22 protein-coding genes are annotated in these 26,774 nt (G+C 71.8%); 9 read left to right on the top strand and 13 right to left on the bottom strand.

What is annotated here, in order from left to right:
- Positions 1-25: 25 nt before the first annotated feature.
- Together ACLJOU_RS16510 and ACLJOU_RS16505 are read right to left on the bottom strand one after the other, a co-directional pair.
- Positions 26-1,021, bottom strand: coding sequence for a helix-turn-helix transcriptional regulator (locus tag ACLJOU_RS16510; protein WP_410568195.1), 996 nt, complete (start codon positions 1,019-1,021; stop codon positions 26-28).
- 279 nt (positions 1,022-1,300) lie between these two features.
- A complete protein-coding gene (locus ACLJOU_RS16505; RefSeq protein ID WP_410568193.1) occupies positions 1,301-4,438 on the bottom strand; it encodes a GH92 family glycosyl hydrolase in 3,138 nt (1,045 codons plus the stop codon).
- A 156-nt stretch (positions 4,439-4,594) separates the two neighbouring features.
- Here ACLJOU_RS16505 and ACLJOU_RS16500 point away from each other — a divergent pair, with 156 nt between their 5' ends.
- Together ACLJOU_RS16500 and ACLJOU_RS16495 are read left to right on the top strand one after the other, a co-directional pair.
- Positions 4,595-5,290: a response regulator transcription factor gene (locus tag ACLJOU_RS16500; protein ID WP_410568191.1), complete on the top strand. Its 696-nt coding sequence runs from the start codon at positions 4,595-4,597 to the stop codon at positions 5,288-5,290.
- On the top strand, positions 5,280-7,082 hold the full coding sequence (locus ACLJOU_RS16495) for a sensor histidine kinase (protein WP_410568190.1): 1,803 nt from the start codon (positions 5,280-5,282) through the stop codon (positions 7,080-7,082). Before ACLJOU_RS16500 ends, ACLJOU_RS16495 begins: the two co-directional genes overlap by 11 nt.
- Here the strand turns inward: ACLJOU_RS16495 and ACLJOU_RS16490 are convergent.
- The 3 genes from ACLJOU_RS16490 to ACLJOU_RS16480 all read right to left on the bottom strand — a co-directional run bounded on the left by ACLJOU_RS16490 (position 7,061) and on the right by ACLJOU_RS16480 (position 10,854).
- Positions 7,061-8,212 (bottom strand): 4-hydroxybenzoate 3-monooxygenase, encoded by a 1,152-nt coding sequence (locus tag ACLJOU_RS16490; protein ID WP_410568188.1) that lies wholly within the window; start codon positions 8,210-8,212, stop codon positions 7,061-7,063. The two genes, ACLJOU_RS16495 and ACLJOU_RS16490, sit on opposite strands and share 22 nt — an antisense overlap.
- Positions 8,213-8,285: 73 nt before the next feature.
- Positions 8,286-9,041, bottom strand: a complete 756-nt coding sequence (locus ACLJOU_RS16485; protein ID WP_410568187.1) for an IclR family transcriptional regulator — start codon at positions 9,039-9,041, stop codon at positions 8,286-8,288.
- Positions 9,042-9,087: 46 nt separating this feature from the next.
- Positions 9,088-10,854: a chitinase gene (locus ACLJOU_RS16480; protein WP_410568185.1), complete on the bottom strand. Its 1,767-nt coding sequence runs from the start codon at positions 10,852-10,854 to the stop codon at positions 9,088-9,090.
- 606 nt (positions 10,855-11,460) lie between these two features.
- Between ACLJOU_RS16480 and ACLJOU_RS16475 the strand changes: the two genes are divergently transcribed.
- Positions 11,461-11,883: a hypothetical protein gene (locus tag ACLJOU_RS16475; RefSeq protein ID WP_410568183.1), complete on the top strand. Its 423-nt coding sequence runs from the start codon at positions 11,461-11,463 to the stop codon at positions 11,881-11,883.
- Here ACLJOU_RS16475 and ACLJOU_RS16470 read toward each other — a convergent pair.
- Together ACLJOU_RS16470 and ACLJOU_RS16465 are read right to left on the bottom strand one after the other, a co-directional pair.
- Complete coding sequence (locus tag ACLJOU_RS16470) at positions 11,861-13,870, bottom strand: serine/threonine-protein kinase (RefSeq protein WP_410568181.1); 2,010 nt, start codon at positions 13,868-13,870, stop codon at positions 11,861-11,863. The two genes, ACLJOU_RS16475 and ACLJOU_RS16470, sit on opposite strands and share 23 nt — an antisense overlap.
- The gene (locus ACLJOU_RS16465) at positions 13,867-14,655 is read right to left on the bottom strand and encodes a hypothetical protein (RefSeq protein ID WP_410568179.1); all 789 of its coding nucleotides are present in this window, start codon (positions 14,653-14,655) and stop codon (positions 13,867-13,869) included. Before ACLJOU_RS16465 ends, ACLJOU_RS16470 begins: the two co-directional genes overlap by 4 nt.
- A 175-nt stretch (positions 14,656-14,830) precedes the next feature.
- On the opposite strand from ACLJOU_RS16465, the gene ACLJOU_RS16460 reads away from it, so the two are divergent.
- The 5 genes from ACLJOU_RS16460 (at position 14,831) to ACLJOU_RS16440 (ending at position 20,756) form a co-directional block, all read left to right on the top strand.
- Positions 14,831-15,628, top strand: coding sequence for a hypothetical protein (locus tag ACLJOU_RS16460; protein ID WP_410568177.1), 798 nt, complete (start codon positions 14,831-14,833; stop codon positions 15,626-15,628).
- A 79-nt stretch (positions 15,629-15,707) separates the two neighbouring features.
- Complete coding sequence (locus ACLJOU_RS16455) at positions 15,708-16,484, top strand: ArsR/SmtB family transcription factor (RefSeq protein ID WP_410568175.1); 777 nt, start codon at positions 15,708-15,710, stop codon at positions 16,482-16,484.
- Between the two features lie 209 nt (positions 16,485-16,693).
- On the top strand, positions 16,694-17,851 hold the full coding sequence (locus tag ACLJOU_RS16450; RefSeq protein WP_410568354.1) for an EfeM/EfeO family lipoprotein: 1,158 nt from the start codon (positions 16,694-16,696) through the stop codon (positions 17,849-17,851).
- A gap of 55 nt (positions 17,852-17,906) precedes the next feature.
- Complete coding sequence (locus ACLJOU_RS16445; protein ID WP_410568173.1) at positions 17,907-19,103, top strand: Dyp-type peroxidase; 1,197 nt, start codon at positions 17,907-17,909, stop codon at positions 19,101-19,103.
- Positions 19,104-19,136: 33 nt separating this feature from the next.
- Entirely contained in the window at positions 19,137-20,756 is a 1,620-nt protein-coding gene (locus ACLJOU_RS16440) for a phospholipase C (RefSeq protein ID WP_410568171.1), read from the top strand.
- 89 nt (positions 20,757-20,845) lie between these two features.
- Here ACLJOU_RS16440 and ACLJOU_RS16435 read toward each other — a convergent pair whose 3' ends face one another.
- From ACLJOU_RS16435 to ACLJOU_RS16415, 5 genes are read right to left on the bottom strand one after another with little or no spacing between them, the layout of a single operon-like run.
- Entirely contained in the window at positions 20,846-21,253 is a 408-nt protein-coding gene (locus ACLJOU_RS16435) for an ATP-binding protein (protein ID WP_410568169.1), read from the bottom strand.
- Positions 21,254-21,258: 5 nt separating this feature from the next.
- Positions 21,259-21,615: an STAS domain-containing protein gene (locus ACLJOU_RS16430; protein WP_410568168.1), complete on the bottom strand. Its 357-nt coding sequence runs from the start codon at positions 21,613-21,615 to the stop codon at positions 21,259-21,261.
- A gap of 34 nt (positions 21,616-21,649) precedes the next feature.
- Complete coding sequence (locus tag ACLJOU_RS16425) at positions 21,650-22,090, bottom strand: response regulator (RefSeq protein WP_410568166.1); 441 nt, start codon at positions 22,088-22,090, stop codon at positions 21,650-21,652.
- Positions 22,087-23,691 (bottom strand): sensor histidine kinase, encoded by a 1,605-nt coding sequence (locus ACLJOU_RS16420; protein WP_410568164.1) that lies wholly within the window; start codon positions 23,689-23,691, stop codon positions 22,087-22,089. Before ACLJOU_RS16420 ends, ACLJOU_RS16425 begins: the two co-directional genes overlap by 4 nt.
- Positions 23,681-24,883, bottom strand: a complete 1,203-nt coding sequence (locus ACLJOU_RS16415) for a PP2C family protein-serine/threonine phosphatase (RefSeq protein WP_410568162.1) — start codon at positions 24,881-24,883, stop codon at positions 23,681-23,683. Before ACLJOU_RS16415 ends, ACLJOU_RS16420 begins: the two co-directional genes overlap by 11 nt.
- A gap of 197 nt (positions 24,884-25,080) precedes the next feature.
- Here ACLJOU_RS16415 and ACLJOU_RS16410 point away from each other — a divergent pair, with 197 nt between their 5' ends.
- A complete protein-coding gene (locus ACLJOU_RS16410) occupies positions 25,081-25,425 on the top strand; it encodes a hypothetical protein (RefSeq protein ID WP_410568160.1) in 345 nt (114 codons plus the stop codon).
- 4 nt (positions 25,426-25,429) lie between these two features.
- Here the strand turns inward: ACLJOU_RS16410 and ACLJOU_RS16405 are convergent, their stop codons facing one another.
- Positions 25,430-26,767: a DUF2252 family protein gene (locus tag ACLJOU_RS16405; RefSeq protein WP_410568158.1), complete on the bottom strand. Its 1,338-nt coding sequence runs from the start codon at positions 26,765-26,767 to the stop codon at positions 25,430-25,432.
- Positions 26,768-26,774: the final 7 nt, after the last annotated feature.

The following is a 26,774-nucleotide window of genomic DNA, read 5'->3' as shown; positions in this document are numbered from 1 at the left end:
GCAGGCCGGAAAGCGCCACGCGGTCCTAACCCGAGTCACGGCCGGGATCGACGGTCGCCGCGGCGATCAGCTTCCGTCCCAGCGCAGCAACGACGCCGTGCAGAGCTTCCGGCTGCTCGATGACGAACGGTCGATCGAGCGCGGCCAATCTTCCCGCGACCCATTCCAGACGTTCCGCGCGGACGAAAATTCTCAGCCAGTGACCATTCCCGGAGACGCCGGCTACCGGTTCGACCGACGCCAGCGTCTCCGGGAACAACGCTCGCACCTGCATTGCGTCGGCGTCGACGAGCACTGACACCTCGTGTCGCCCGGGACCCGGCGCGAGCGGGCCCACCACCCGCTGCACCGGGTTCAGGTCGTCCGGCACCTCGAACGTGCCCTCCAGCAGGCGCAGGCCGGCGATGCGGTCCAGGCGGAACGTCCGCTCCGCCTGGCGCCCGACGTCGTGACCGGTGAGGTAGAGCAGCCCGTCCACGGCAACGATGCCGTGCGGGTGAACGGTGCGTGACCGTGCCCGCCCGTGCCGCGGCACGTAGTCGAAGGCAATCGGACGCCGGTTCCCCGCCGCCTGCGCCAGTCCGAGAAGCACGCTCGCGCGTGCCTCCTCGCCACTCCCGGTGCGCTCTGCCTCGCCGATCCGACCGCCGGTGAAGTTCACGGTTTCGACCACTGCGTCGATCTGCCGTGCCAGGGCCGGGGGCAGTACCCGGCGCACCTTCGAGGTGGCGGCCTCCACGTCACCGATCGAGGCCGGACCAGACCCCGGCCGGCCCGTCAGCAGCAGCCCCCAGACGACCGCCAGTGCTTCCTCGTCGGTGAGCATCAACGGAGGCATCCGGTAGTGGCGCGCCAGTCGGTAACCGCCGTGACGACCACGTACGGAATCCACCGGAATGCCGAGGTCACGCAGATGCTCCACGTAGCGGCGGACCGTGCGTCCATCCACGTTCAGCCGCTCGGCCAGCTCGGCAGAGGTACGGGTGCCACCGGACTGCAGTAGTTCGAGCAAGGTCAGCACCCGGGCTGTCGGCCGTGCCACGTCACCGCCACACGATCCATTCAAGCGTCGAACGATGATCGTTCCACGGGCGACCCGCCCGCACACCAGGACCGGGCCACCCCGGCTCGATCAACGCCCCCAACTCATCAGAGAACACCTCAGCGCGCACCATTTGCCCATCCTCGGCCCGAGAGCTCGAATAACCAGGAGACACGCCCAGGCGTACGACCTGGCCGCCCTGGTCCACACCGCCTGACCCGCCGAACGCCGGGGCCCATCAAGACCTGCGCAGCCCGCTCACCCGGCCGAGCCGATCGCGAACACGTGCAGGTCCGCCTCCGACGGCAGCGTCACGGACGCGATCCGCTTCCCGGCCGGGGCGTCGAACGGCGCCGTCGCGTAGATCGAGGCCCCGCCGCCCGGGCCGCCCGGCTGGTTGCGGTGGTCCGTGCGCGCGACGAGCGTGTTGCCGAACACCGGGTCCGTGCCGCCGCCCGGGAAGACCCAGTCGCCGAACGACAGGTCCGCCTGGCCGGTGGTGCCGTCGGTGAAGGTGACCGTCGCCGACGCGCGGTGGTCGCCGTTGGACGCCGTCCCGATGAACGCCAGCCGCGTCCCGGCCACCCGGATCGTCTGCCCGGCCGGGACGACGTTGTCCGGGCGGCCCGCGGGCGCCGCCGGCCACGTGAACGTCGTCCCCACCGCCGAAGCGGCCCGGCCGCCGGCGAGCCCGGCCGTGGCCAGTGCCTGCCGGGACAGGCTGTTCCCGGCCCCGTCGATGTCCGCCGAGCCCGCGTCGCCGTCGTCGGAGATGCCGACGTTCGAGTACGTCGCCGCGAGGCCGTTCTCCGGTGCGACCAGCACGACCACCGAGGACGTCACCGTCGTGGCGCCGCCGCGGACGGTCACCGGCACCTGGTAGTAGCCCTCGGGCGTCCCGGCGGCCACCGCCACCGTCAGCTTCGCGGTGCCGCTGCCGGTGCGGTCGTCCAGCCGGAGCTGCCGCGGGCCGGTCACCGTGATCCCGGACGGCGCCCGCGTGCCGACGTCCAGCACGCGGTCGTGCCCGCCGAGCCGCTGCCCGCCGACCGCGACCTCGCCGGTGCTCCCCGGTTCGACGACGACCTGGTTGGCCACCGAAGCCAGGAACGGCTGCTCACCGTCGCGATAGGACGGTGGGGTCGAGCCGGCCGCCCACCGCTTGTCCGGAGTGGACGCGAGCGAGAAGTCGAGCCGCCCGCCGTCGCGCGCGGTGTTCGCGGGCAGGGCCGTCCGGTCCCAGTGCCGGCCGTTCAGCGCCAGGTCGTGGACGTACGTCGCGGGGGCGGCGGGCGCGTGGATGTCGATCGTCCGCCCGTTCGGCAGCGACAGCACCGCGCGCTCGAACAGCGGGCTGTGCACCACCAGGTCCGGCGTCCCCGGCGTGGCCGGGTAGATGCCGAGCGCGGCCCAGACGTACCACGACGACTGCGCGCCGAGGTCGTCGTTGCCCGGCTCGCCGTCCGGGGTGGCGCTGAACAGCGTCGTCGCGATCTCCCGGACGACCTGCTGCGTCTTCCACGGCTGCCCGACGTGGTTGTAGAGCCACGGGACGCCGAAGTCGGGTTCGTTGCCCGCCCACATGTACGGCTCGTTCGGGCCGGCGTTCAGCTTCCGGAAGAAGGTGTCCAGCCGCTGCGAAACCGCCGCCGGACCGCCCATCGCCGTCACCAGGCCGGCCGGGTCCTGCGGGACCAGCCAGGTGTACTGGGCGGCGTTGCCCTCGTCGAAGCCGTCCTGGCCGAACTTCCCGGGCGGCGGCGGGACGTAGGCCGGGCCGTCCGGGAAACGGCCGTCCTGCCCGCGTGGCTGCAGGTAGCCGGTCAGCGGGTTGAAGATGTGCTGCCAGTTCTGACCGCGTTTCGTGAACTCGCGGGCGACGGCCCGGTCGCCGATGCCCTGCGCGAACTGCGCGATGGCGAAGTCGTCGATCGCCCATTCGAGGGTGATCGACGCGCCGACGCGGGCGTGGTCGCCGCGGGCGGCGTCGTTGTTCGGCAGGTAGCCGCGGGCGACGTAGTCCTCGATCCCCCGCCGCTCCTGGTACGCGCCCGGCGTGTGGTCGACCGAGGTGGCCCCCTTGACCAGGTACTGCAGCGCGGTCTTGACGTCGAAGTCGCGGGCGCCGAACGCGTACAGGTTCGAGATCAGCGCGACCGAGCTGTCGCCGGTCATCTGGCCGGTGTAGCCGTTCGCCATCGGCCAGCGCGGCCACCAGCCGCCCTGCACGGCGTCGTTCGTCAGCGACTGCGCCATGTCGCTCGCCTCCCGCGGGAACAGCATGGCGTGCAGCGGTGCGAGCGAGCGGTAGGTGTCCCAGTCGGAGAAGTTCGCGTACTGGTGCCGCCCCGCGGGCAGCGTCCGGACCTGGTTGTCGAAGCCGATGTACCGCCCGTCGGCGTCGTCGAAGGTGTTCGGGTGCAGCAGCGAGTGGTAGAGCGCGGTGTAGAACGTCTTGAGCTGCGCGGTGTCCTTGCCCGCGACGCGGATCTTGCCCAGCGCCTGCGTCCACTTGTCCCGGGTGGACTGCCGGACCGCGCCGAAGTCCCAGCCGGGGACTTCGGCGGCCATGTTGGCCTTCGCGCCGTCGACGCCCACATAGGACATCGACACCTTGGCGTGCACGGTCCCCGTACCGAACGTCAGGTACGCGCCCGCGCGCGGCGAGTCGACGCTGTCGGTGCCCGGCTTGACCGACGAGCCGTCCCAGGTGCCGTGGGCGGTGAACGGCTGGTCGAACGTGATGGCGTAGTAGACGGTGTACTTGTTCCCCTTGCCGCAGAAGTTGCCGGTGGTGGCCGAGCCGCTGACCTCGCGGTCCCCGGTGATCTTCAGTGTGGCCGCGGAGTTCCCCGCCAGGCTGGCACCTCCCTTGACCAGCACCTGCGGTGTCGAGCCCGCCGGGTAGGCGAAGGTGGCGAGCCCGGTGCGGGTCGTCGCGGTCAGTTCGGCGCGGACGTTCGAGTCGGCGAGCGTCACGGCGTAGTAGCCCGGCTCGGCCTGCTCGCCGTCGTGGGCGAAGCGCTCGGTGCGGTCCCAGGGCGCACTGCCGACGTCACCGGTGACCGGCAGGATCGGCACGTCGCCGAACGCGTTGCAGCCGACCGAGGCGTGGTCGAGGCTGAACCCCCGGATCCGGTCGGAGTGGTACTGGTAGCCGGCGTACGCGCCTTGCGTGTCCGGCGAGAACTGCATCATCCCGAACGGCGCGGCGGCCCCGGGGAAGTTGTTGATCTCGCCGACCGAGCTGCCACCCCGGCCGGTCCCGATCAGCGGGTCGACGTACGCCGCCGGGTCCCCGACCAGCGCTGACATCGTTGTCGGAGCCGCCGAAGCGACCGCGGGCGCCCCGAGCACCGCCGTCGCGACCATCGCCGCCATGAGTCTCGCCCGCACCGGTGTTCCTCCTCGTCGACGCTCCCGCTGGTCCGACCTTCGCCGCCGCCGCGGCCGCGGTCAACACTTTGACAAAGACCTGGCTCGTGCCCGCAACGTATGAAGATCCGGTCAGGATGCGGTGGCAACGGTGTCAGGACGCCTACCCTCGACGCCGTGTGCGCACGTGTACTGGTCGCCGAAGACGACGAGAAGCAGGCCGAGGTCCTCCGGCTGTACCTCGAAAGCGAAGGCCACACCGTGGTGCTGGCCCCGGACGGCCGGGCGGCGCTCGACGAGGCCCGGCGCGACCGGCCCGACCTGCTCGTCCTCGACGTGATGATGCCGAAGGTCGACGGCCTCGACGTCTGCCGGATCCTGCGGCGGGAGTCCGACGTCGCGGTGCTGATGCTCACCGCCCGTGCCACGGAGGACGACCTGTTGCTCGGCCTCGACCTGGGCGCCGACGACTACCTGACCAAGCCGTACAGCCCGCGCGAGCTGATGGCCCGGGTCCGGACGCTGCTGCGGCGCACCGCCCGCCGCCGCGAGCCGCCCGACACGGCGTTGCGCGCGGGCGCGCTGCGGCTCGATCCCGTGCGGCACGAAGTGTCGGTCGGCGGCCGCCCGGTCGAGACGACGCCGGGGGAATTCCAGCTGCTGGAGACGATGATCCGGCAGCCCGGCCGGGTCTTCACCCGCCGCCAGCTGCTCGAACTCACCCGCGGCGACGACCGGTTCGTCAGCACCCGGATCATCGACGTCCACGTGCTCAACCTGCGGAAGAAGCTCGAACCGGACCCGCAGAAGCCCGTCCACCTGCGGACCGTTTTCGGGGTCGGCTACAAGCTGACGGCGGAAGATGACGCGTAGCCCGAGGCGCGCTTCCCGGCCGAGGGCGCACCAGCACAGCTTTCCCCGGCGGCGCAGCCTGGTCGTCCGGCTCACCGCCGTCTCGCTGCTCATCGCGCTCGCCTCCATCGCGGCGACCGCGTGGCTCGCCGTGCAGACCACCACCCGCGCGATCCAGCAGGAGCAGGGGCAAGCGCTCTCCGGCGACGCCACGATCTACACGGAGCTGCTCGGCTTCGCCGCGGACAACCACACGTGGGCCCAGGTCGGCCCCCGGCTGCGGGCGCTGTCGGAGCAGACCGGCCGCCGGGTCGTGCTGACCACCCTCGACCGGCACGTGCTCGGCGACTCCGGCGGCGCGCCGGTGACGCTGCCGGTCAAGGCGACCGCGTCGGTCGACCCGCTGCACGTCGACCCGGTGCTGCTGCCCCAGGCCGGGACGAGCGGCATCGACCCGCGCGCGGTCGGCCCGTTCAAGCTGCCGCCGCCCGAACGCGAACGGCTCGCCACGCTGGCCAAGAAGGCCGCCGCCTGCCTCGCGCTGGTCGGCCTGCCCGGCCAGTTCCGGGACTCGCCGAGCGGGCGGCCGCAGCTGACCGGGCTCGACCCGTTCTCCGCCCGCTACTTCGCGGGCAAGTGCTCGCTCTTCGAACTGGCCGAGCCGACACCGACCGAGCTGGCCGCGCTCACGAGCCTGAACAACGCCGTCAACCACTGCCTGCAGAGCCAGGGTGGCGAGCAGGTGAAACTGGACCTGGACCTGCAAGCCCGCGACGCCGGTGACCAGCGGCCGGTCCAGGGCTGCCTCGATTCGGCCCGCCGCGAGCAGCTCACGCCGTACGTCGCGCCGCCCGCGCTGCTGTTCACGCTCGGCCCGGGCGGCTCGCCGCTGCCGACGTTCACGCTGTCGCGGGAGAACCTCGCCCGGATCCTCGCGGTGACCGGCGGCGTGCTGCTGCTGGCCGTCGCGCTCACCGCGCTCGTCGCGCGACGGCTGTCGCGCCCCCTGCGGGCGCTGACCGAGGCCGCTAAGCAGGACCGGCCGGCCCCGGTGAAGTCCTGCGACGAGGTCGGCTACCTCGCCGCCGCGTTCAACGACCTCACGGCGCGGCGCGAACGCATCGAGGAGCAGCGCAAGGCGATGGTCAGCGACATCGCCCACGAGCTGCGCAACCCGCTCAACGTCATCCGCGGCCGGCTGGAGGCCGCCGAGGACGGGCACCTGCCGTTCGACCGGGCCCTGACCGCGTCGCTGCTCGAGGAAACCGTGCTGCTGCAGCACATCGTCGACGACCTGCAGGACCTCGCCGCGGCCGACGCCGGGCAGCTGCGCCTGCACCCGGAGCCCCTCGACGCGGCCGAGCTGGCCGGCCACGTCGCCGCGGCGCACGCCGACCGGGCCGCCGCGGCCGGGGTCGCGCTGGCCGTGGACACCACCGGCGACTGCGCGCTGGAGGCCGACCCCGTGCGGCTGCGCCAGGTCGTCGGCAACCTGGTGACGAACGCGATCCGGCACACGCCGCCCGGCGGCCGGGTCACCATCCGCGTGTCGTCCACAGTGGACCAGGTGACGCTCGCCGTGGCGGACACCGGCACCGGGATCGCCGCCGCGGACCTGCCGCACGTGTTCGACCGGTTCTGGCGCGCCGAGAAGTCCCGCAACCGCCAGACCGGCGGCAGCGGGCTCGGCCTCGCCATCGTGCGCCACCTCGTGCAGGCGCACGGCGGGACGGTGGCCGCGGAGTCCGAAGTGGACGCCGGGGCGACGTTCACCGTCCGGCTGCCGGTGACCTACAGGGGCAGGCCGGCGTAGTTTTCGGCCAGCTCGGTCTTCGCGGCCGCGGACGTCACCGTGCGGTGGAGCTGGGAGAGCTGCAGCTGGGCGTCGAAGTCGTCGCCGTGGCGGTGCAGCATCGACGTCATCCACCAGGAGAAGTGCGTGCAGCGCCAGACCCGCCGCAACGCCGTCTCCGAATACGCGTCCACGAGCCGGTCGTCGCCGCGGACCGACGCCGTCAGCGCCTTCGCCAGCAGGGCGACGTCCGCCACCGCCAGGTTCAGGCCCTTCGCCCCCGTCGGCGGCACGATGTGGGCGGCGTCCCCGGCCAGGTAGAGGTGCCCGTGCCGCATCGGGGTCGTCACGAAGCTGCGCATCGGCAGGACGCTCTTCTCCGTGATCGGCCCGGTCTCCAGCGTCCACCCCGGCACGCCGAGCCGCTCGGCCAGCGCCGTCCAGATCCGGTCGTCACTCCACCGCGCGATGTCCTCGTCCGGCGAGACCTGCAGGTAGAACCGGCTGACCCGCGGCGAGCGCATGCTGTGCATCGCGAAGCCGTCCGGGTGCCAGGCGTAGATCAGCTCGTCCGTCGACGGCGCGACGTCGGCGAGCACCCCGAGCCACGCGAACGGGTAGGCCCGCTCCCAGACCTTCGGCTCCGGGATCGACCCGCGGCTCGGCCCGTGGAAGCCGTCGCAGCCGACGACCACGTCCGCGTCGATCCGCCGCGCCGTGCCGTCACCGTCCACAAAGGTCACGTACGGGCGCTCGGTGACGTCGTGCAGCGTGACGTCGGCGGCCGAGTAGAACGCCGGGCGGCCCGCCTTCTCCCGCGCCGCCATCAGGTCCTTGGTCACCTCGGTCTGCCCGTAGACCGTCACCGACCGGCCGATGAGGTCGGTGAAGTCGATGTGGTGGCGGTTGTCCGGCCACTGGAGGTGGATGCCGCGGTGCTCCATCCCCTCGACGTCGAGCCGGGCGCCGAGGCCGACCTCCCGCAGCAGCTCGACCGTGCCCGCTTCGAGGATGCCGGCGCGGATGCGGGCCTGGACGTACTCCGCGGTCTGCCGTTCGAGCAGCACGGAGTCGATGCCTTCGAGCCCGAGCAGGTGGGACAGCAGCAGCCCGGCCGGGCCGGCGCCGACGATGACGACCTGGGTGCGCACTGGCGGATGTCCTTTCCCGTGACAGAGCCCGAGCATGGATCGGCGACCCCGCCCGCGACTACGTCGTTCTCATTCAATGAGAGTAATTCCCCATCGCCCGCGAGATCCCGCGCGCCGCGGCCTGCAGCGCCGGGATCTGCATCCGCGCGGCCCGGTCGTTGGGCACGATCACCGACAGCGCCGCGACGACGTCCCCGCCGGGCCCCCGCAGCGGCACGGCGATGCCCGTGGTCTCTTCGTCGATGAAGCCGGCGCAGAACGCGTACCCGGTGCGCCGGACGTCGGCGAGGAACCGGCGCAGCCGCGCGGGCTCGGTCAGCGTCGTGCGCCGGAAGGCTTCCAACGGTCCCGCCAGCACCTGTTCCTGCAGGTCGGCGGGCGCGTGGGCGAGCAGCACGAGCCCCGACGAGGACGCGTGCAGCGGCAGCCGCCCGGCCACCCGCGTCACGTTGACGACCGCGCCGGGCGCCGAGAGCCGCTCGACGAACAGCACTTCGCGGTCTTCCAGCACCGCGAGCTGGGTGTGGTGCCCGACGACGGCGTGCAGGTCCTCCATGAACGGCATCGCGGCTTCGCGCAGCCCGAGCGTGGGCGAAGCGCGGGACGCCAGTTCCCACAGCCGGACGCCGACGCGGACCCGCCGGTCGGGATCGCGCCGCAGCCACCCGTACCCGACGAGCTCTTCGACCAGCCGCGACGCCGTGGCGACGGGCAGGTCCGCCCGCCGCGCGATGTCGGTGACGCGCAGCGCGGGGGTGTCCGGCCCGAAGGTCTCGAAGATGCGCACGACACGCCGGAGCACCGATTCGCCCCGCGCCGGCTTGACCACGTCCGACAGTGTGCCCCACCCGGCGGGCGGGGCACACCGCGCGGCGTCACGGCAGGGCGTTCAGGAACGGCTCGTGGCTGTTCTGGAATTCCCAGTTGTAGTACTTGTCCCAGTTGATCGACCACGTCATCAGCCCGCGGAAGCTCGGCGAAGTGCCCCCGCGCAGCGTGTACGAACCGCAGCCACTGCCCTTGACCAGGCAGTTCACCGCCGTCTGGACGTCGGCGGGCGAGGTGTAGCCGTTGCCCGCGCTGACGGCCGCGGGCAGCCCGACGGCGATCTGGTCCGGGCGCAGGCCGGGGAAGAACTGCCCGGTGTTGGCCACGGTGAAGCCGGCCTTGAGCATGTCGGTCATGGCGATGTGGAAGTCGGCCCCGCCCATGTTGTGGTACTGGTTGTCGAGCCCCATGACGGGGCCGGAGTTGTAGTCCTGGACGTGCAGCACGGTGAGCGAGTCGCGCAGGGCGTGGATGACGGGCAGGTAGGCGCCGGTCCGCGCGTCACCGGCGCTCGTGCCGCCGTAGAACTGGTAGCCGATCTGCACGAAGAAGGTTTCCGGCGCCATGGTGAGCACGAAGCCCGAGCCGTACTTGGCCTTGAGCGTCTTGAGCGCGGAGATCAGGTTGACGATGACGGGCGTGGTCGGGTTGCGGAAGTCGGTGTCCCCGGCGTTCAGCGACAGCGAGTGGCCCTCGAAGTCGACGTCGAGGCCGTTGAGGCCGTACTTGTCGATGATGGCGGAGACGGAGCTGACGAACTTGTCCCGGGCGGCGGTGGTGGTCAGCTGCACCTGGCCGTTCTGCCCGCCGATGGAGATGAGCACCTTCTTGCCCTGAGCCTGCTTGGCCCTGATGGCGGCGACGAAGTCGGCGTCGCTCTCGACGTTCGGGCATTCGGTGACGGGGCACCGGGTGAAGCGGATGTCCCCGGAGGTGACGGAGGTGGGTTCCCCGAAGGCGAGATCGATGATGTCCCAGGCGGCGGGCACGTCGGCCATCCGGACGTAGCCGGAGCCGTTGGCGAAGCTGGCGTGCAGATAACCGACGAGGGCGTGCTTCGGCAGCCCGGTGTCGACACAGCCGGAGGTGCCGGCGGTGGCGGTGGCGCTCTTCGGCGACTCACCGGCGGAGTTGTAGGCGGCGACGGCGTAGCTGTGGGTGGTGCAGGCGGCGAGCCCGCCGACAGTGGCACTGGTACCGGTCCCGCTGGCAACAACGGTGCTGCCTTCGTAGACGCGGTACCCGGTGACGGTCCCGGCGTCGGCACCCCAGCTCAGGGCGATGGAGTTGTCCGTGACCGCGCCGATTTGCGGGGTGCCGGGAGCCCCGGGTGTCCCGGGCGTGTTCCCGCCGGGCCCGTCGAAGAGGACGTCGTCGGCGTAGTAGGTACCGGCGCCGTACCAGCCGTGGAGGTAGAGCTGGGCGGAGGTCTGGTTACCGGTGGTGAAGGTGAGCGAGAGCTGGTTGTAGGCGCTCGAGTTGCCGGACCAGGTCGAGGGCCCTCCGGTGACGCCGAGGTAGACGGGGTTGCCGCGCACCCAGGTGGAGAGGGAATAGGTGGTGTTGGGCTGAACCGAGACGCTTTGCGAGCACTGAGCGTAATCAGCTCCGACGGGCGTACCGGCGAGGGCATAGCTCCCACTGTGCGCGGGAGTGCCGACAACGGCAGCGTTGGCACAGGTCCAGCCGGACAGCGAGCCGGCTTCGAACCCGGGATTGGCGAGAAGGTTGGCGGCCTCAGCCGGCCCGGCGACCAGGGCGGAGAAGCCAAGCAGAAAGACGGCGAGGGTGGCGGACAGTCGGGAACGCCTCATCGGGTCCTCCAGTCGAGGGAGGCCTTTATTGTCTAGACCAATACGCGAGTTGTCCAGACCAAAAGGAGGGTTGCGGTCACGGCGGCGGTCGTGCTTGGGGGGTACCAGCCACCAAAGGCGAGACGCCGGAGCAACCGAGCCCACCGCATACCGGCGCGCGGGCAAGCACCCCAGAAGACGACAACCCACCCGCCGCAAGCATCCCCCGACCACACCCCCCTGCCGACCCGATACGCCGCCGCCTCAGCGGCCGCCGCGCCGGGTCAAGGCACGCTTTCCCGCCTTGACGCGGCGTGGCGGCCGTTGAACAATCCGGCGTCCGGGTCGGCGGAAAGCCAACGGCCAATAACCCAGACCCACCACCGGACCCGCAGCGCAATCTCACCCAAAGTGACCAACAGCCATCCGTGCACCGAAGACCACCCACCCGGAACCGCCGTTGTCACCCCCCGTGCCCTCCTTCACCCCATCGCCTGAGAACCCCTGCGCGACAAGGTATCCGACGTCCGGAACCGCTTCGGGTGAAGATCGCCCGCACCCCTTCCCGGCGCCCGGGAAATCCTTATCTTCGGAAAGGACGCTCAGTGAGAACAGGGGATACTAGTCATGACCCAGTCGCTGGAACTCCCGGTCCAGGAATTCTGTCTCGAGTGGACGCTCACGGGCGCCGAAGACGCCCGGGTCGGCATCGCCCTCTCCGGCCAGGTGGCCCTGCTGGACAACAACCGGTTCTACAAGATCGACGGCGTCGTCTACGTCACCGACGGCGGCACCGACGTCCGCGCGGTCGGCAATCCGCGGATCTCCGTGCGCCGCAACGGTGTCGAGAAGACCGGGCGCCAGTGGGGCTGGGAGATGTGCTCGGCGCGCAAGACCCTCGGCTCGCTGAACACGATGGAGGGCTACTTCGTCCGCACCGGCTACTGGGCGCCGGCCGACCGCGCCATCCAGCTGAGCCTGTGCGCCGAAAACGGGTGGAGCCGGCGCAAGAGCTACAGCCCGCACGTCACCGTCCGGATGGTCGACTGACCACTGTGGACGCCCGCCGCCGGGCCGCGGCGACGACGAGCCCGGCCGCGACGGCGCCCGCCACCGCGCACCCGGCCCCGAACCTCGGCGACGGCTCGTGCACCCGCAGCACGGACACGCACAGCCACACCGCCGCGCCGAACAGCAGCCCCAGCACGGGGCCGCCGACGGCCGCGCCGCGCCAGCGGTGGCCGTTGCGGATCGTGCGCAGCCCCGATTCGAGGTAGGCGAGGGCGAACAACGCGAGGATCAGGCTGCCCGCGCCCATCGCACTGGCCAGCGGGTGCTGGCTGGTGAGCAGGGTGAAGGACTGCGTGGCCGAGCCGGTCCGCACGTCGGCGGTGACGGCGCCCCCGACGATCCACCGGGCGATCCCCGGCAGGGTGAGTTCGGCGGTGAAGCCGCCGGCGCCCGGCTTGGCCTCGGCCGACGCGGACCCGAGCGGAATTCCGGCGGCGGAGAGGTCCAGCTCGACCCGGCCGGGATTCCCGGGCCCGGTGAGAACGAGCGGCTTGCTGAGATCCACCTCGACCGGCGCGGAGACGGAGGCGCCCCCGAGGCTCAGCGTGGCTCCTTGGTGCGACAGCCGAGCGGGGTTGAGCAGGGCGAGCACGATGAGAACGATCGCCGCCGCCGCTGCCGCCAGCCGCAACCACACCACCAGGGCCTGTGAAGCCGCGGAACCCTCGGCCGCGCCACCGGTCGCACCGCCGGGCCACCCGGCACCGGAGCCCTCGGCGCCCGGCCCGGCACCAGCCGCACCACCAGGCCACCCGGCACCCCCCTGCCCACCGGACCACCCACCACCGGCACCCTCGGCGCCCGACCCCGCACCGGCCTGTCCGCCGGGCCACCCCGCGCCGCCCGATCCGGCACCACCCTGCCCGCCGGACCACCCGCCCTCGGCGCCCGACCCCGCACCAGCCACACCACCGGGCCACCCGGCACCGGCACCGTCCGACCCCGCACCCGCACCACCAGGCCAGCCCGGGTCGTCCACCTCGGCGGGCGCTCCCACCAGCGTCGCCCCCGGCCGCGCCACCGGGCGGGTCCGGGCCTCCCCCGGCGGCGCCGGCGCCGTCGCCGCGTTCAACCCCGCGATCACCCGGGGCGTCAGGTGCAGCACCGGCACCCCGGAGCGCTCCAGCCAGCCCGAGCCGTACGCCACCGTCGCCGCCGCGGCCAGGTCGGCCGCGAACGACTCCGCCTCCCGGTAGCGGGCGTCCAGTTCGCGGGCCAGGCTGCGCATCACCACGCCGGCGATCGGGGCCGGCACGCCCGCGATCGGCCGGGGGTCGGTGAACATGTGCTGGCGCATCATGCTGATCGCGCCCCGGGTGTTGTCGAACGGCAACTGGCCCGAGAGCAGCTCGTACAGCACCGTCCCCGCCGCGTACACGTCCGCCGCCGGGCTCAAGGCGTTGCCCATCGCCTGCTCCGGCGCGATGTACGCCGGCGTTCCCAGGATCTCGCCACCGTGCGTCACCAATGTGGCGCCCTCGCTGATCACCCGGGCGATGCCGAAGTCGGCCACCTTCACCACGCCCTGCGTGCTGAACAGCAGGTTCCGCGGCTTGACGTCGAGGTGCAGCACGCCCGCCCGGTGCGCCGCGTGCAACCCGGCCAGCATCGCCAGCCCGATCGCGCACGCCTGCTCGCCGCTGACACCGCCGCCGTGGAAGCGGCTGTGCACCGTCCCGCCGTCGAGCCGCTCCATCACCAGCAGGTGCTCGCGGCCCGTCCGGACGTAGTCGTACACCGGCACGATGTGCGGGTGGTCCAGGCTGGCGAGCACCCGCGCCTCGCGGTCGAAGAGCTCGCTGCTCGCCGCGTGGTTGAGCACGTCCCACGGCAGCTGCTTGATCGCGACGCTGCGGCCCAGCGTCCGGTGCACGCCGGCGAACACGACACCCATGCCGCCCTCGCCGATCGACTCCCCGATGTCGTACTGCGGCAGGGCGGCGACCAGCTCGGCCGGTGCGCTCATCGGGTGAATTCCTGGGTGGACGGGACCGGCAGCTGCACCGTGGCGTCGCTTTCGGTGACCGCCGGTGGGGCCGGGGACGGGGTCAGGTAGCCGAGCAGGAACGCGATCGCCGCCGCACCGAGCACGACCGGGATCTCGACCGCCGGCTCCGGCGGGACCAGGCGCAGCACCGACAGGCTGATCACCGCGACCAGGCCGGTGCCGAACCCGGCGGGCAGGAACCGCACGCCGCGGCGCCAGCGGTTGGGCGCCAGCCGGTGCCGGGCCAGCGCGAGAAGCGCGGTCACCCACGCGAGGATCGTCAGCACGAGCATCGCCAGGCCGAAGACCCCGTAGACCGACCAGAAGGAGCCGCGGACGTCGGCGACCGTCGTCGCCTCACCCAGCGTGACGCGCCCGGCGTCGAGCAGCTCCACCGACGACGGCAGCAGCCCGGTCGCCTGCCCGGCCAGGTCGCCGAGGTCGAGGACGAACGTCCGGGACACCGAGCCGCGGGCCGGCACCTCGAAGGGCGCGGTCGTGTCGTAGGCGAAGAACGTCAGGGCGAGGGCCACCCCCGAGAGCCGCACGCTGCGGACCTTCACCGGCGCCGTGCCCGGGTTGGTCGCCACGACCTGCAGCTCGACCTGGTTCGCCGGATCGATCGGGATCGTGGCGTCCTCGATGGGCCGCTGGTCGATCGACACCTGCAGCCGCAGCGTCGCGGACTCCGCGGAAGCGGGTGGGGCGCCCAGCAGCACCGCACACAAACCCAACGCAACCCCCGCCGCGATGACACGTCCCATTGGGCACCCCTACTTGCGTTATCCGACTGGTCCGGAATGCTACAGCGAGCACACACCGGGGAGGGACGTCCCAATGCGATTCGTGGTTCGGCTGGTTTTCGGGGCCGTGGCCGGAACGTTGCTTCTGCTCGCGGCGGCCGGCACCGCCGACGCACAATACACATCGTCGGTTGGTTTGAAACCGTCGAGCGGGCAGGCCGGGAGTTCCTTCACCATTTCCTGGAATTTCTACCCCTGCAAGGGACCGGTCACCTTTTCCTGGAACGGCACGCCGATGTGGTCGGCGACCGCGACCCTCACGCAGACCAGCGGCACGGTCGCGGCCACCGTGCCCGGCGGCGCCCAGCCGGGGACCTACCCGGTCACCGGTACGTGCACCAACGCCCGCACCGGCGGGCCGCTCAGCGCGGGCAGCCGGTTCACCGTGACAGCCACGCCGACCACCGCACCCCCGCCGCCGGTGACGACCACCCCGCCACCGCCGCCGGTCACCACGCGCCCGACCCGGCCGGGCACCACCACGACCCCGGCCACCCCGACGACCGCCACCACCCCGCCCACGACGACGAGCACGCCGCCGACGACGACGGCTCCGCCGGCCACGCCCGGCACCCCGGCGACGTCCAGCACCACACCGAAACCCGGCGAACTGGTGCTCGACCGGCCGAGCGTCAAACCCGGTGAGCCGCTCTCGGCGTCCGGCAAGGGCTGCCTGCCGGGCCGGGTGGTGACGCTGCTGTCGGACGGCACCGAGGTCGGCACCGCTTACACCGACAGCTCCGGCGCCTTCACCGCGCCGGTCGAGTTCACCCGCATCGAGGCCGGCCGGCACACCGTCGTCGCCGAGTGCGGCGTGCGGCTCACCGGCGCCGTCGACCAGGTCGTGACCCGCTCGTCCGGCAACCAGACCGGCACGCTCGTCATCCTCGTGTTCTTCGTCCTCGCGAGCATCACGGTGATCCGCTTCCGGTAGTCCCCCGCGCTTGACATGCAGCCGGATGGCTGCCTATCGTCAAAAGGCAGCCATCCGGCTGCCTTTTCGGAGAGGCGCGATGGACGAGGTCTTCAAGGCACTGGCCGATCCCAGCCGACGCCGGCTGCTGGACGTGCTCAACGAGCGCAACGGCCAGACCCTGCGCGAACTGTGCGCGGGACTGGACATGGCCCGCCAGTCGGTCAGCAAGCACCTGGCCGTGCTCGAGGCGGCCGGGCTGATCACGACCACCTGGCGCGGCCGCGAAAAGCTCCACCACCTCGACGCCGCGCCGATCAACGGGATCGCCGAGCGCTGGATGACCCGCTACGACCGGCGGCGGGCCGGCGCGCTGGCCGACCTGAAACGAGCACTGGAGTCCGCCCCGATGAACGAGTTCGCCTACACCACCTACATCAACACGACCCCGGAAAAACTCTGGCAAGCGCTTACCGACCCCGCCTTCACGCGCCAGTACTGGGGCGTGTCCCTCGAAACCGACTGGAAAACGGGTTCACCGATGACGTGGACCGAGAGCGGCGCGAAGACGCAAGACCCCGAGCAGGTCGTCCTGGAATCGGAGCCGTACCGCAGGCTGTCCTACACCTGGCACACTTTCACCGCCGATTGGGCGAACGGAAACGGGATCGACGGCGAAACGCTGGCTGAATTGCGACGGGAAAGCCGTTCCAAAGTCACGTTCACCATCGAACCGCACGGGGAAATGGTGAAACTGACCGTGCTGCACGACGGTTTCGACGATGGCAGCAAGACGCTGGCGATGTGCAGCCAGGGCTGGCCCGCGCTGCTGTCCAGCCTGAAGACGCTGCTGGAGACGGGTGCGCCGCTGCCGTGAGCTCGGCGAACCGGTCGAACAACCCGAACCCGACAGATCTGGCACAGGGAAACGTCTGAATTCTCCCCCTTTCGTGGGCGCCTGGCTGAAGTCCGGGTGAACTTCCCCCTTTCGATCCGATCCGATGCGGTTTTCCGGGCGATAGGCTCGCATAATCCGGGACCGGGATGGTCCGATCGAGTGACGGGAGAGCCGGCGTGCCGGGGACAGTGCGTAGCCGCTGGATCGTGGTGGCCGTGGTGCTGGCCGCCGCGGCGGGCGGTGTCGTGGCGTTCTGGCCGGACGACGCGGCCGCCGTCGACCCCGAGATCGCGGTTTCGCGCTCCGCCTGCGGTACCGGCTGGACGGACCCCAAGCCCGGGCCGCAGACCTTCCGCCTGCACAACACCGGGTCGGTGACGGCCGAGGTCGACCTGATCGACCCGGCGACCGGCGTGATCTACGGCGAGGTCGAAGGCCTCGGCGCGGCGACGTCCCGGCCGTTGCGGGTCAACCTGGGCAACGGCAGCTACGCGTTCCGCTGCCTGCCCGAGGACGCGGGCGCGATCGTCGGGCCGGCGGTGCAGGTCACCGGCGGCGCCGAGCGGACCGGGCCGGGCGTCGCGCCGGTGACGCACGACGACCTGCTCGGCCCGCTCAAGGCCTACCAGCAGCACGTCACGACGGGCCTCGGCGAACTGGTCGCGAACACCGGCGCGCTGAAGACCACCGTCCACGGCGGGGACCGCGCGGCGAGCCGGGCCGCGTGGCTGACCGCCCACCTGACCTACGAGCGGCTGGGCGCGGCCTACGACGCGTTCGGCGACTCCGACGGCGCGCTCAACGGCACGGCCGACGGCCTGCCCGCCGGGGTCGCCGACCCGGGGTTCACCGGCTTCCACCGCCTGGAGCAGGGGCTCTGGCACGGCGAGGACCTGGGCGCGCTCGCCGCCGTCGCCGACCGGCTCGACACCGACACCCACGCGCTGCAGACGTCCTTCGCCGGCAGCCAGGTCGACGGCAACGACCTGGGGCTGCGCGCGCACGAGATCATGGAGAACACCCTGCAGTTCGAACTGACCGGCCGCACCGACTACGGCAGCGGCACCAACCTGGCCACGGCCCGCGCGAACCTCGACGGAACGCGCGCGGTCCTGGACGTCCTGCGGCCCCTGCTGGCGCCCCGGTACCCGGCTCTGTCCAAGGTGGACAGCTGGCTGAACCGCACGCAGTCCGCTTTGGACGCCGCCCGCCGTCCGGACGGCACGTGGGTCCGCCCGGCCGAGCTGAGCCGGGCACAGCGGCAGCAGCTCGACGCGGATGTGAGCGAGCTGACAGAGCTGCTGGCCCCGATCGCGGCGATCGCCGAGCCGAGGAGGGTCTCGTGACGCACCCGCAGCACGACCGCGCCGAAACCGGCCCTTGTCGCGCGAGGAGGGTCTCGTGACGAACCTGCCGCGCCGGTCGTTCCTGCGCCGGGCCGCGATGGGCGCCGGGCTCACCGTGGCCGCCGGGGCCGGGCTCGGCGCCTCCTCCGCGAGCGTGCCCGACGGCAGCTCGCCCGTGCCCTTCCACGGCGACCACCAGGCCGCCATCCTCCGGAAGCCGCCCGCCCAGACGGTCTTCGCCTCCTTCGACGCCGTCGCCGAGTCCAAAGCCGAACTCACCGAGCTCTTCCGGGCCGTCACCGACCGGGCCCGGTTCCTCACCGCCGGCGGGGCGCCCGCCGCGCTGGGGATCACCGCGCCGCCCGCCGACTCGGGCGTCCTCGGGCCCGTGGTCCCCGGCAGCGACCTCGGCGTCATCCTCGGCGTCGGCGCGAGCCTGTTCGACGACCGGTACGGGCTGGCGAAACTCAAGCCCGCCAAGCTGAAGCCGATGACGACGTTCCCGGACGACGCCCTCGACCCCGCCCAGTGCCACGGCGACCTCAGCCTGGTCCTGTCGGCGAACGACACCGACACCGTCCTGCACGCGCTGCGGGACATCGCGCGCGCCACCCGCGGTGGCATGCAGCTGCGCTGGAAGCTCAACGGCTTCAGCTCCCCGCCGCGCCCGGAGGGCACACCGCGCAACCTGATGGGCTTCAAGGACGGCACCGCCAACCCCACCGGCTCAGAAGTGGACAGTCTGGTGTGGACACGGGGTGAGCCCGCGTGGACGGCGGGCGGCAGCTACCAGGTCATCCGGCTGATCCGGATGCTGGTGGAGTTCTGGGACCGGGTTTCCCTGGCCGAGCAGGAGAACATGTTCGGCCGCCGCCGCGACACCGGCGCCCCGCTCGACGGCACGGCGGAGACCGACGTCCCGCGGTACGCCGACGACCCCGTCGGCACGGTGATCCCGCTGACCAGCCACATCCGGAAGGCGAACCCGCGCACACCGGAGACCGACGCCAGCCGGATCCTGCGCCGGGCGGTGAACTACGACCGCGGCGTCGACAGCAACGGCAACCTCGACATGGGCCTGGTCTTCGTGTGCTACCAGCAGGACCTCGAGCGCCAGTTCGAGGCCGTCCAGAAGCGCCTGGCCGGCGAACCCCTGACCGACTACATCTCCCCGTTCGGCGGCGGCTACTTCTTCGCGCTGCCGGGTGTCACCGGACCGGACGACCACTTCGGGCGGGCCCTGCTCGCCTGAACTTCTCCATCCCCACCACGAAAGGAATCCACTGTGGACACAAGGACCCGCCGGCGACGGCGCGGCCTGCTCGGCGCCGGGGCACTCGCCTCGGTGGCCACACTGGCCGTCGTCACCGGCTCCGCGGCGGCCTCCGCGGACGCCCAGCCGCTGAACCTGTTTCCGGCGCACTGGATCCCGACGTCGACGCCGATCAAGCACGTCGTCGTCATCTTCGGCGAGAACATCTCGTTCGACCACTACTTCGGCACCTACCCGGACGCCGCCAACACCGACGGCACGCCGTTCACCGCCGCGCACGGCACCCCGAAGGTCAACGGCCTTGACCACAGGCTGCTGACCGCCAACCCGAACGCGTACAACCCGAAGCGGCTGACGCACGAACAGGCGCTGACCTGCGACCAGAACCACAACTACGGCGCGGAGCAGGCCGCCTTCGACGGCGGCAAGATGGACAAGTTCGTCGAGAAGACCGAGACGGACAAGTGCACCGGGCAGCCGATCCTGTTCGGCGAGCCGGGCCTCGTCATGGACTACTACGACGGCAACACCGTCACCGGCATGTGGAACTACGCCCAGCACTACGCGCTGAACGACAACTCGTTCAACACCGTCTTCGGCCCGTCGACGCCCGGTGCGCTCAACCTGATTTCCGGGCAGACGCACGGTGGCCAGGCCGTCGACCCGGTGACGCACGAGCCGGTCAGTGACGCGTACGTGGTGCAGTCGCCGGACGCGGGCGGCGTCGGCACGGTGATCAACGACCCGGACCCGGCCTGGGACGACTGCTCGGGCAAGAACCACACGAGCAAGGACAACCTGGCCACGATGCGGGGCCGCAACATCGGTGACCTGCTCAACCAGCGCCGCGTGACGTGGGGCTGGTTCCAGGGCGGCTTCCGCCCGACCGGCACGGCCAACGGGTACGCGGTCTGCGGCCAGAAGCACACGAACATCGGCGGCAACGCGGTCGTCGACTACAGCCCGCACCACGAGCCGTTCCAGTACTACCCGTCGACGGCGAACCCGAAGCACCTCCCGCCGTCCTCGGTGCAGGCGATCGGCCAGACCGACCGCGCGAACCACCAGTACGACATCAGCGACTTCAACGACTCGCTGCAGGCCGGCTCGATGCCCGCGGTCAGCTTCCTGAAGGCCCCGGAGTACCAGGACGGTCACGCGGGTTACTCGGACCCGCTGGACGAGCAGCAGTTCGTGGTCGGCGAGATCAACCGGATCCAGCAGTCCCCGGACTGGAAGTCGACGGCGATCGTGCTGGCCTACGACGACTCGGACGGCTGGTACGACCACCAGAAGTCGCCGATCGTCAACGGCTCGCACGACGCTTCGCAGGACCAGGCGGTGTGCACGGCCAAGCCGACGACGCTGGGCACGTACGCCGACCGCTGCGGCTACGGCCCGCGCCTGCCGCTGCTGGTGGTTTCGCCGTTCAGCCGGGTCAACCACGTCGACCACACGCTGACCGACCAGACCTCGGTGCTGAAGTTCATCGAGGACAACTGGTTCACCGGCCGCATCGGCGACTCGTCGTTCGACACGCGCGCCGGTTCGCTCAACGGCATGTTCGACTTCTGGTGGCCGAAGGCCCGCAAGGTCACCCTCGACCCGAAGACCGGAGCCGTCGTCAAGTAGCACCCCAATGTGGCCTTGGTTGCGTGTGACGCACCCAAGGCGGCCTTCGGTGCGTCTGACGCACCGAAGGCCACATTGGGGCGCTCGGGTCAGGACTTGATCGGGTCCAGGTTCCAGCTCAGCGTGACCACCGTGCCCTGCTCGCCCGGGGTGATGTCCGCGCGGTCGGCGCTCGCCCGCAGCAGCAGCAGGCCCCGGCCGCGCAGGGAAACCGGGCGGGGGTCCGGGACCGGCGTCCGCCACCGGCCGTGGTCGGCGATCACCACTTCGAGCCGGCCCGGGTGCACCGCCGCGTCGACGTCGACCACCCCGGGCTCGCCCTCGTCGTAGGCGTGGTCGGCCACGTTCGCCAGTGCTTCGTAACTGGCCAGCACGATGTCGCCGGCCCGGTCTTCGTCGACCCCCGCTGCCAGTACCCACGCCATCAGGTCGTGCCGGAGGCGGCGGAGCGCGCCGGGGGCGGCGGGCACGCCGTGGCAGCGGAACGGTTCCGGCATCCGCTTCACCGCAGTGCTTCGTCGACGGTCGGGTGCAGGCCGATCCACGTGTCGAGCCCGGTGGTCTTCAACGGGCCCGACGTCACCGGGGAATCGCTCACCACGCACAGCGCGCGCTCGGGCAGCCTGCGGTGGGCCGCCGCGAGCACCTGCAGCCCAGCCGAGCAGAAGAACGTCACTTCACGCAGATCGACCACCAGCTTCTCCGGCCCACCGGCCAGCACCACGTCGACGACTTCCCCGAACTCCGGCGCGCTGAGCAGGTCGATCTCCCCCGCCACGGCCAGCACCGCGGTCCGGCCCCGCCACTCGAGCGTCACGGCCAGCTCCGTGGCGGGCAGGTCCGGCGGCGAGGGGGTCATGGCCTCCCATCGTGCCGCACTCCCCGCGAAACGGCTACCGGGGCGGCAGCTGCACCACCGTGACCCAGAAGTCGTCGATCTTCCGGACCACCTCGACGAACTTCTCGAAGTCGACCGGCTTGGTCACGTAGGCGTTGGCGTGCAGCTCGTAGCTGCGCAGGATGTCCTCCTCCGCCTCCGACGTCGTCAGCACGACCACCGGGATCGTGCGCAGCCCGGGGTCCTGCTTGATCTCGCCGAGCAGCTCCCGGCCGTCCTTGCGGGGCAGGTTGAGGTCGAGCAGGATCAGCCCCGGCCGCGGCGCCGCCCCGAACGGGCCTTCCCGCTTCAGGAACCGCAGCGCTTCGACGCCGTCCTCCGCGACGTGCAGCGGGTTGCGGATCTTGTGGTGCGCGAACGCTTCCCGGGTCATCAGGACGTCACCGGGGTCGTCCTCGACGAGCAGGATGTCGATCGGGGTCGGCGCCGGTGTCATGCGGTCCCCTTGTCCTCGATGGCGGGCAGCGTGAAGCGGAACGTGGTGTCCACGGCTTCGGTGTCGAGCCAGATCCGGCCGCCGTGGTACTCGACGATCCGGCGGCACAACGCCAGGCCGATGCCGGTGCCCGGGTACGCCGACCGCGTGTGCAGCCGCTGGAAGAGCGCGAACACCCGTTCGGCGTACTCGGCGTCGATGCCGATCCCGTTGTCCACCACGGAGAACACCCAGTCGTCGCCGTCCCGCTCCGCGGTGACCCGCACCTCCGGCGGGGCTTCGCCCTTGAACTTCAGCGCGTTGCCGATGAGGTTCTGGAACACCGCGGTCAGCAACGCCGGTTCGACGCGCACCTGGGGTAGGTCACCGCGGCTGACCTTGCCGCCGCTGAGCGAGAGCGCGACCTCCAGGTTCGCGGTCGCGTCGTCGACCAGCGCGCCCGCGTCGGCCACGACGTGCTCGCCCGGTTTCCGGCCGACCCGCGAGAACGCCAGCAGGTCGTTGATCAGCGTCTGCATCCGCTTCGCGCCGTCGACGGCGTACTCGATGTACTGCTCGCCGCGCTCGTCGAGCAGGCCCTCGTAACGCCGCTGCAGCAGCTGGCAGAAGCTCGCCACCTTCCGCAGCGGCTCCTGCAGGTCGTGCGAAGCGACGTACGCGAACTGCTCCAGGTCGGCGTTGGACCGTTCCAGCTCGCGCGTGCGCCGGTCCAGCATCGCGTTGGACTCCTCCGCTTCCCGCGTGCGCCGGTCCAGCATCGCGTTCGACTCCTCCGCCTCCCGCGTGCGCCGGTCCAGCAGGGCGTGCGCGCGCTCGAGCTCGGCGACCTCGTCGAGGATGCGCTGCCGCATCGCTTCGACGTCCGCGCCCAGCTGGGCGATCTCGCGCGGCCCGCGGCCGTGCACCGGGTGGTGGATGTCGGCGTCGGCGACCTGGCGGACCTCGCCGGCCAGCCGCAGGATCGGCCGGGTGATCACCTGCCGCAACCCGAGGAACAGCACGGCGAACAGCAGCAGGACGAGCAGGCCGACGACCACGAACATCGCGTTCAGGAAGCGCGCCGCCCGGTCCAGGTCGGCGCGGCCGGCGTCGCGGAGCGCGGCGAGGTGGTCGAGCTGGGTGTCGAGCGCCGTGCGCACCGGGACGAACAGCATCCGGCCGCGTTCGACCTCGGCCGGGGTGACCGGCGGCGCACCGGGGACGATGGTGGGCTCGGCCGCGGCCTGCCAGGCGCCGGCCGCGCGGAGCACGGCCGCCAGGTCGTCGCCGATCCGGGTGCCCGGGGCCGCGCCGAGCTGCCGCAGCTGGCTCACCGCGTCGGCCTGCGAGCGGACACCGTCGGTGTAGGGGACGAGGAACTCCGGCCGGCGGCCCAGCTGGTAGCCGCGGACGCCGCTTTCCTGGTTCAGCAGCGCGGTGGACAGCTGGCTCGCCGCCAGGCGCTGCGGCGCCACCACGTCGAGCAGGCGGGTCCGGGCCTCGGTGAGGTTGTGCAGCGCGATGCCGGCCGCGACCAGCGCGGCGACCAGCAGCACGGCTTCGGCGGCGGCGAGGACGGTCAGCCAGCGGCGGATCGGCCAGCCGCGTGCTTCAGCGCTCATCGAGCGGACTCCCCGGGGTGTGGCTCAGCAGGGCAAGGGCGACGTCGTCGTCGAGCGGGCCGGAGTTCAGCCGCTCGGCGCGGGCGATCAGCTCGTCGAGCAGGGCGTGGTTGTGGATCCCGGTCTCGCGCTTGATGTCGAGCACCAGTGCGGCCATCCGCTCGTGGCCGAGCCGCTCGGACCCCGCGCCGACGCGGCCCTCGAAGACCCCGTCGGTGTAGAGCAGCAGCGACCACCCCGGCTCGAGCGGGACGTCCAGCGCTTCCCACTTCGCCCCCTCGACGACACCGAGCGGCACACCGAGGCGTTCGCGGGAGAGGAGGTGCCCGTCGCCGGGGGTGAGCAGCAGCGGCGGCAGGTGCCCGGCCAGCGACAACCGCAGCGATCGCCGGTCCGGCGCGATGACGACCATGCACACGGTGGCGAACAGCGGCTCGATCCGCTCGTGCACCAGGACCCGCTCCACCATGCTCAGCACGTCGGCCATCGGCAGGCCGGCCATCACGAGCGAACGCCAGGCGATCCGCAGCGCGACGCCGAGGGCGGCCTCGTCCGGGCCGTGGCCGCAGACGTCGCCGATCATCATGTGCACCGTGCCGTCGGCGAGCTCGATCGCGTCGTAGAAGTCGCCGCCGAGCAGGGAACCGTTGCGACCGGGGCGGTAGCGGGCGGCCAGGTCGAGGTGCGGATCGCGCAGCAGCGGGCTCGGCAGCAGGCCGCGTTCGAGCCGCGCGTTCTCGCTCGCGAGCAGCTGCTGCTGGAGGAACTGCTGCTCGACCTGCTCGGCGCGCTTGCGTTCGCGGGCGAACGCGAGCGCCTTGACCAGCAGCGGGCCGTCGACCTGGTCCTTGACCAGGTAGTCCTGCGCGCCGGCGGCGACCGCCGCGACGCCGGTCGCCTGGTCGTGCTGGCCGGTCAGGACGACCACCGCGACCCCGGGCGCGTGCTGCCCGAGCTTGGTCAGCCCGTTGAGGCCCATCGCGTCGGGCAGCTGCAGGTCCAGCACGACGCAGTCGGCGGTGAGCGGACCGCTGAGGGCGGCGGTGAGCGTCTCGACGCGTTCCAGCGCGTACGGCACGGTCGTGTCCGCCAGCATCTCTTCGACCAGCAGCGCGTCGCCGTCGTCGTCCTCGATCAGGAGCACCCGCAAGCGCGTGCGGGGATCCCACGATGAGTCGAGCGCGGCGGTCACCAGCGTCTCCCGTTCGGCTGCTCTTGAGCCAGCACATCCAGACGATCAACCCTAGCGGCACCGGCCACCGCCGCCTACGGCCGCGAAACCGGTCCCACTGGGGAAGCGTTTTATAGCACCCCCGTGTGACACCGGGTCGATAACGGTTCGGGTGGCGACCGTGCCGGATCCGGGCACACCGCGCCTACGCTGCGCGGATGGCCCTTGCCTGGTGGGGTGCGGCGGCGTGCTGGTTCCTCGGGACGCTGGCCGGCCGCCTGACCGGCAGCCACACCGCGATCACCGGCGTCCTCCCCCTCCCGGTGGCGGTGTTCCTGTTCGCCGTCTGCGCCGGGCTGTGGGCGTTGCTGGTCTACGCGGCGCACCGGGGTCTGCGAGGCGCCCGCACCGGGCTCGCGGTGGCCGGCGGGCTCGGGATCGTGGACCTGGTCGTGCAGCTCGTCGGGGACGTCGTGACGCGCAACTACGTCCACGGCGGGTTCTTCCTCGCCGCGCTGGTCCTGTCCGGCGCCGGGTTCACGCTGCTGTTCCGGCGCGGGTGAGGCCTCAGAACAGCGGACGGCCACTGTTCACGGCGGTGACGTACGCCTGCCAGTCCCGGGTGACCTGGTCGGCGTAGCTCGTCGCGAAGGTCCGCGTTTCGGCCTGCAGCCCGGAGACCGACGTGATCGCGCCGTCGATCGCCGCGTCCGCCGAGTAGGTGAGCCCGGTGCCGGGGATGTCCTGGTCGGCGCGGGCGTGCGCGGCGGCGAGCAGCCGGGCGACGTCGCGGACCGTGTCGTCCCAGATCGCCGATGTCGACAGGTCGCCGATCTTCAGGTCCTCGGCGAACGGGGACTTCTCCTTCACCAGCACCGGGGTGCTCCCCACGTTCGTCCAGCCCACGAGGGGGTCCGACTGGTTCGCCAGCCAGCGCAGGGCCAGGGCCGGACGCTGCCCGCCGGTCAGGGTCGTGGCGGTCGGCGCGAGCGGCTTCGGGGCCGGGTCGACCTCCTGCTTGAGTTCGAGGATCCGGTCGTCGGACGCCGCCGTCGTGGCCCCCTCGACCAGGACGTACCAGCGGAACCGGCCGAGGCTGCCGGTGCCCGCCCCGATCCGGCGGCGGACGTCCTTGACGACGGCTTCGGAGGCCTTCAACGGCTTGCCCGCGGTGGTCCGGTAGGCCGCGACGGCGTCGGTGAGCTGGGTCCGCGTCGCGGCCGGGACGGCCTGGAGCTGCGGGTCGTCCTTGAAGTGGCCGCCGGTGGTCCACTTCGCGAGCAGGTCGGCCCGCTTGTCGCCGGCGGACTCGTCGATCAGGTCCGCGACGAGGTCGGAGGTGTTCGCCGACGTCAGCCGCCAGCTCGCTTCGTCGTTCGTCCCGTGGAACTTCGCGATCCACTGGGCGTACTCGGCGACGAAGGTGTCGACGTCGGTGGCGATCTGGCCGGTGCTGCGGCCGCCGGCCCGGCCGGCGAGGACGATCGACACGGCTTCGCGGCGCAGTTCCCACGTCCACGACCCGCGCCAGGCGTCATCGGTGTCGTCGAGCGCGAACTGCTCGTCGTTGTCGGCGCCGCGGTCCGCCCCGGTGTTCTCCAGGTGCGCGTCGCCGGTCAGCCAGACGTCGCCGCCCGCGGTGGCGTAGGCCGACGACGGCAGTTCGCCGAGGTCGCGGTAGTACAGCGGCGATGTGCCGCGGAAGAACGCCCACGCGCTCGACGCCAGCGCCTGCGTCCGCAGCGTCAGCTCGTCGTCGGTGGCGCCGCCGTTCAGCAGGTGTAGCGCGTGGTCCCGGTCGTAGACCAGTGCCACCGGGTCCCGGCTCAGGCCGGCGGCCTCCCCGGGTGCGGCGGTGGCGAGCAGCGTGACAACGACCAGAGTCCCCACAGTGGTTCGGCGCATTCCCCCA

Origin of the sequence: Amycolatopsis sp. cmx-4-61 (assembly GCF_046548775.1) — a bacterium.
Taxonomy (GTDB): domain Bacteria; phylum Actinomycetota; class Actinomycetes; order Mycobacteriales; family Pseudonocardiaceae; genus Amycolatopsis.
This window is presented reverse-complemented; position numbering and strand designations above follow the sequence as displayed.

Excerpts from the sequence above, each read along its gene's own strand:
- ACLJOU_RS16435 (WP_410568169.1), bottom strand. The coding sequence starts at position 21,253 with ATGCCGGAACCGTTCCGCTGCCACGGCGTGCCCGCCGCCCCCGGCGCG.
- ACLJOU_RS16405 (WP_410568158.1), bottom strand. The coding sequence starts at position 26,767 with ATGCGCCGAACCACTGTGGGGACTCTGGTCGTTGTCACGCTGCTCGCC.
- ACLJOU_RS16495 (WP_410568190.1), top strand. The coding sequence starts at position 5,280 with ATGACGCGTAGCCCGAGGCGCGCTTCCCGGCCGAGGGCGCACCAGCAC.
- ACLJOU_RS16475 (WP_410568183.1), top strand. The coding sequence starts at position 11,461 with ATGACCCAGTCGCTGGAACTCCCGGTCCAGGAATTCTGTCTCGAGTGG.
- ACLJOU_RS16425 (WP_410568166.1), bottom strand. The coding sequence starts at position 22,090 with ATGACACCGGCGCCGACCCCGATCGACATCCTGCTCGTCGAGGACGAC.
- ACLJOU_RS16465 (WP_410568179.1), bottom strand. The coding sequence starts at position 14,655 with ATGGGACGTGTCATCGCGGCGGGGGTTGCGTTGGGTTTGTGTGCGGTG.
- ACLJOU_RS16470 (WP_410568181.1), bottom strand. The coding sequence starts at position 13,870 with ATGAGCGCACCGGCCGAGCTGGTCGCCGCCCTGCCGCAGTACGACATC.
- ACLJOU_RS16410 (WP_410568160.1), top strand. The coding sequence starts at position 25,081 with ATGGCCCTTGCCTGGTGGGGTGCGGCGGCGTGCTGGTTCCTCGGGACG.
- ACLJOU_RS16480 (WP_410568185.1), bottom strand. The coding sequence starts at position 10,854 with ATGAGGCGTTCCCGACTGTCCGCCACCCTCGCCGTCTTTCTGCTTGGC.
- ACLJOU_RS16420 (WP_410568164.1), bottom strand. The coding sequence starts at position 23,691 with ATGAGCGCTGAAGCACGCGGCTGGCCGATCCGCCGCTGGCTGACCGTC.
- ACLJOU_RS16430 (WP_410568168.1), bottom strand. The coding sequence starts at position 21,615 with ATGACCCCCTCGCCGCCGGACCTGCCCGCCACGGAGCTGGCCGTGACG.
- ACLJOU_RS16455 (WP_410568175.1), top strand. The coding sequence starts at position 15,708 with ATGGACGAGGTCTTCAAGGCACTGGCCGATCCCAGCCGACGCCGGCTG.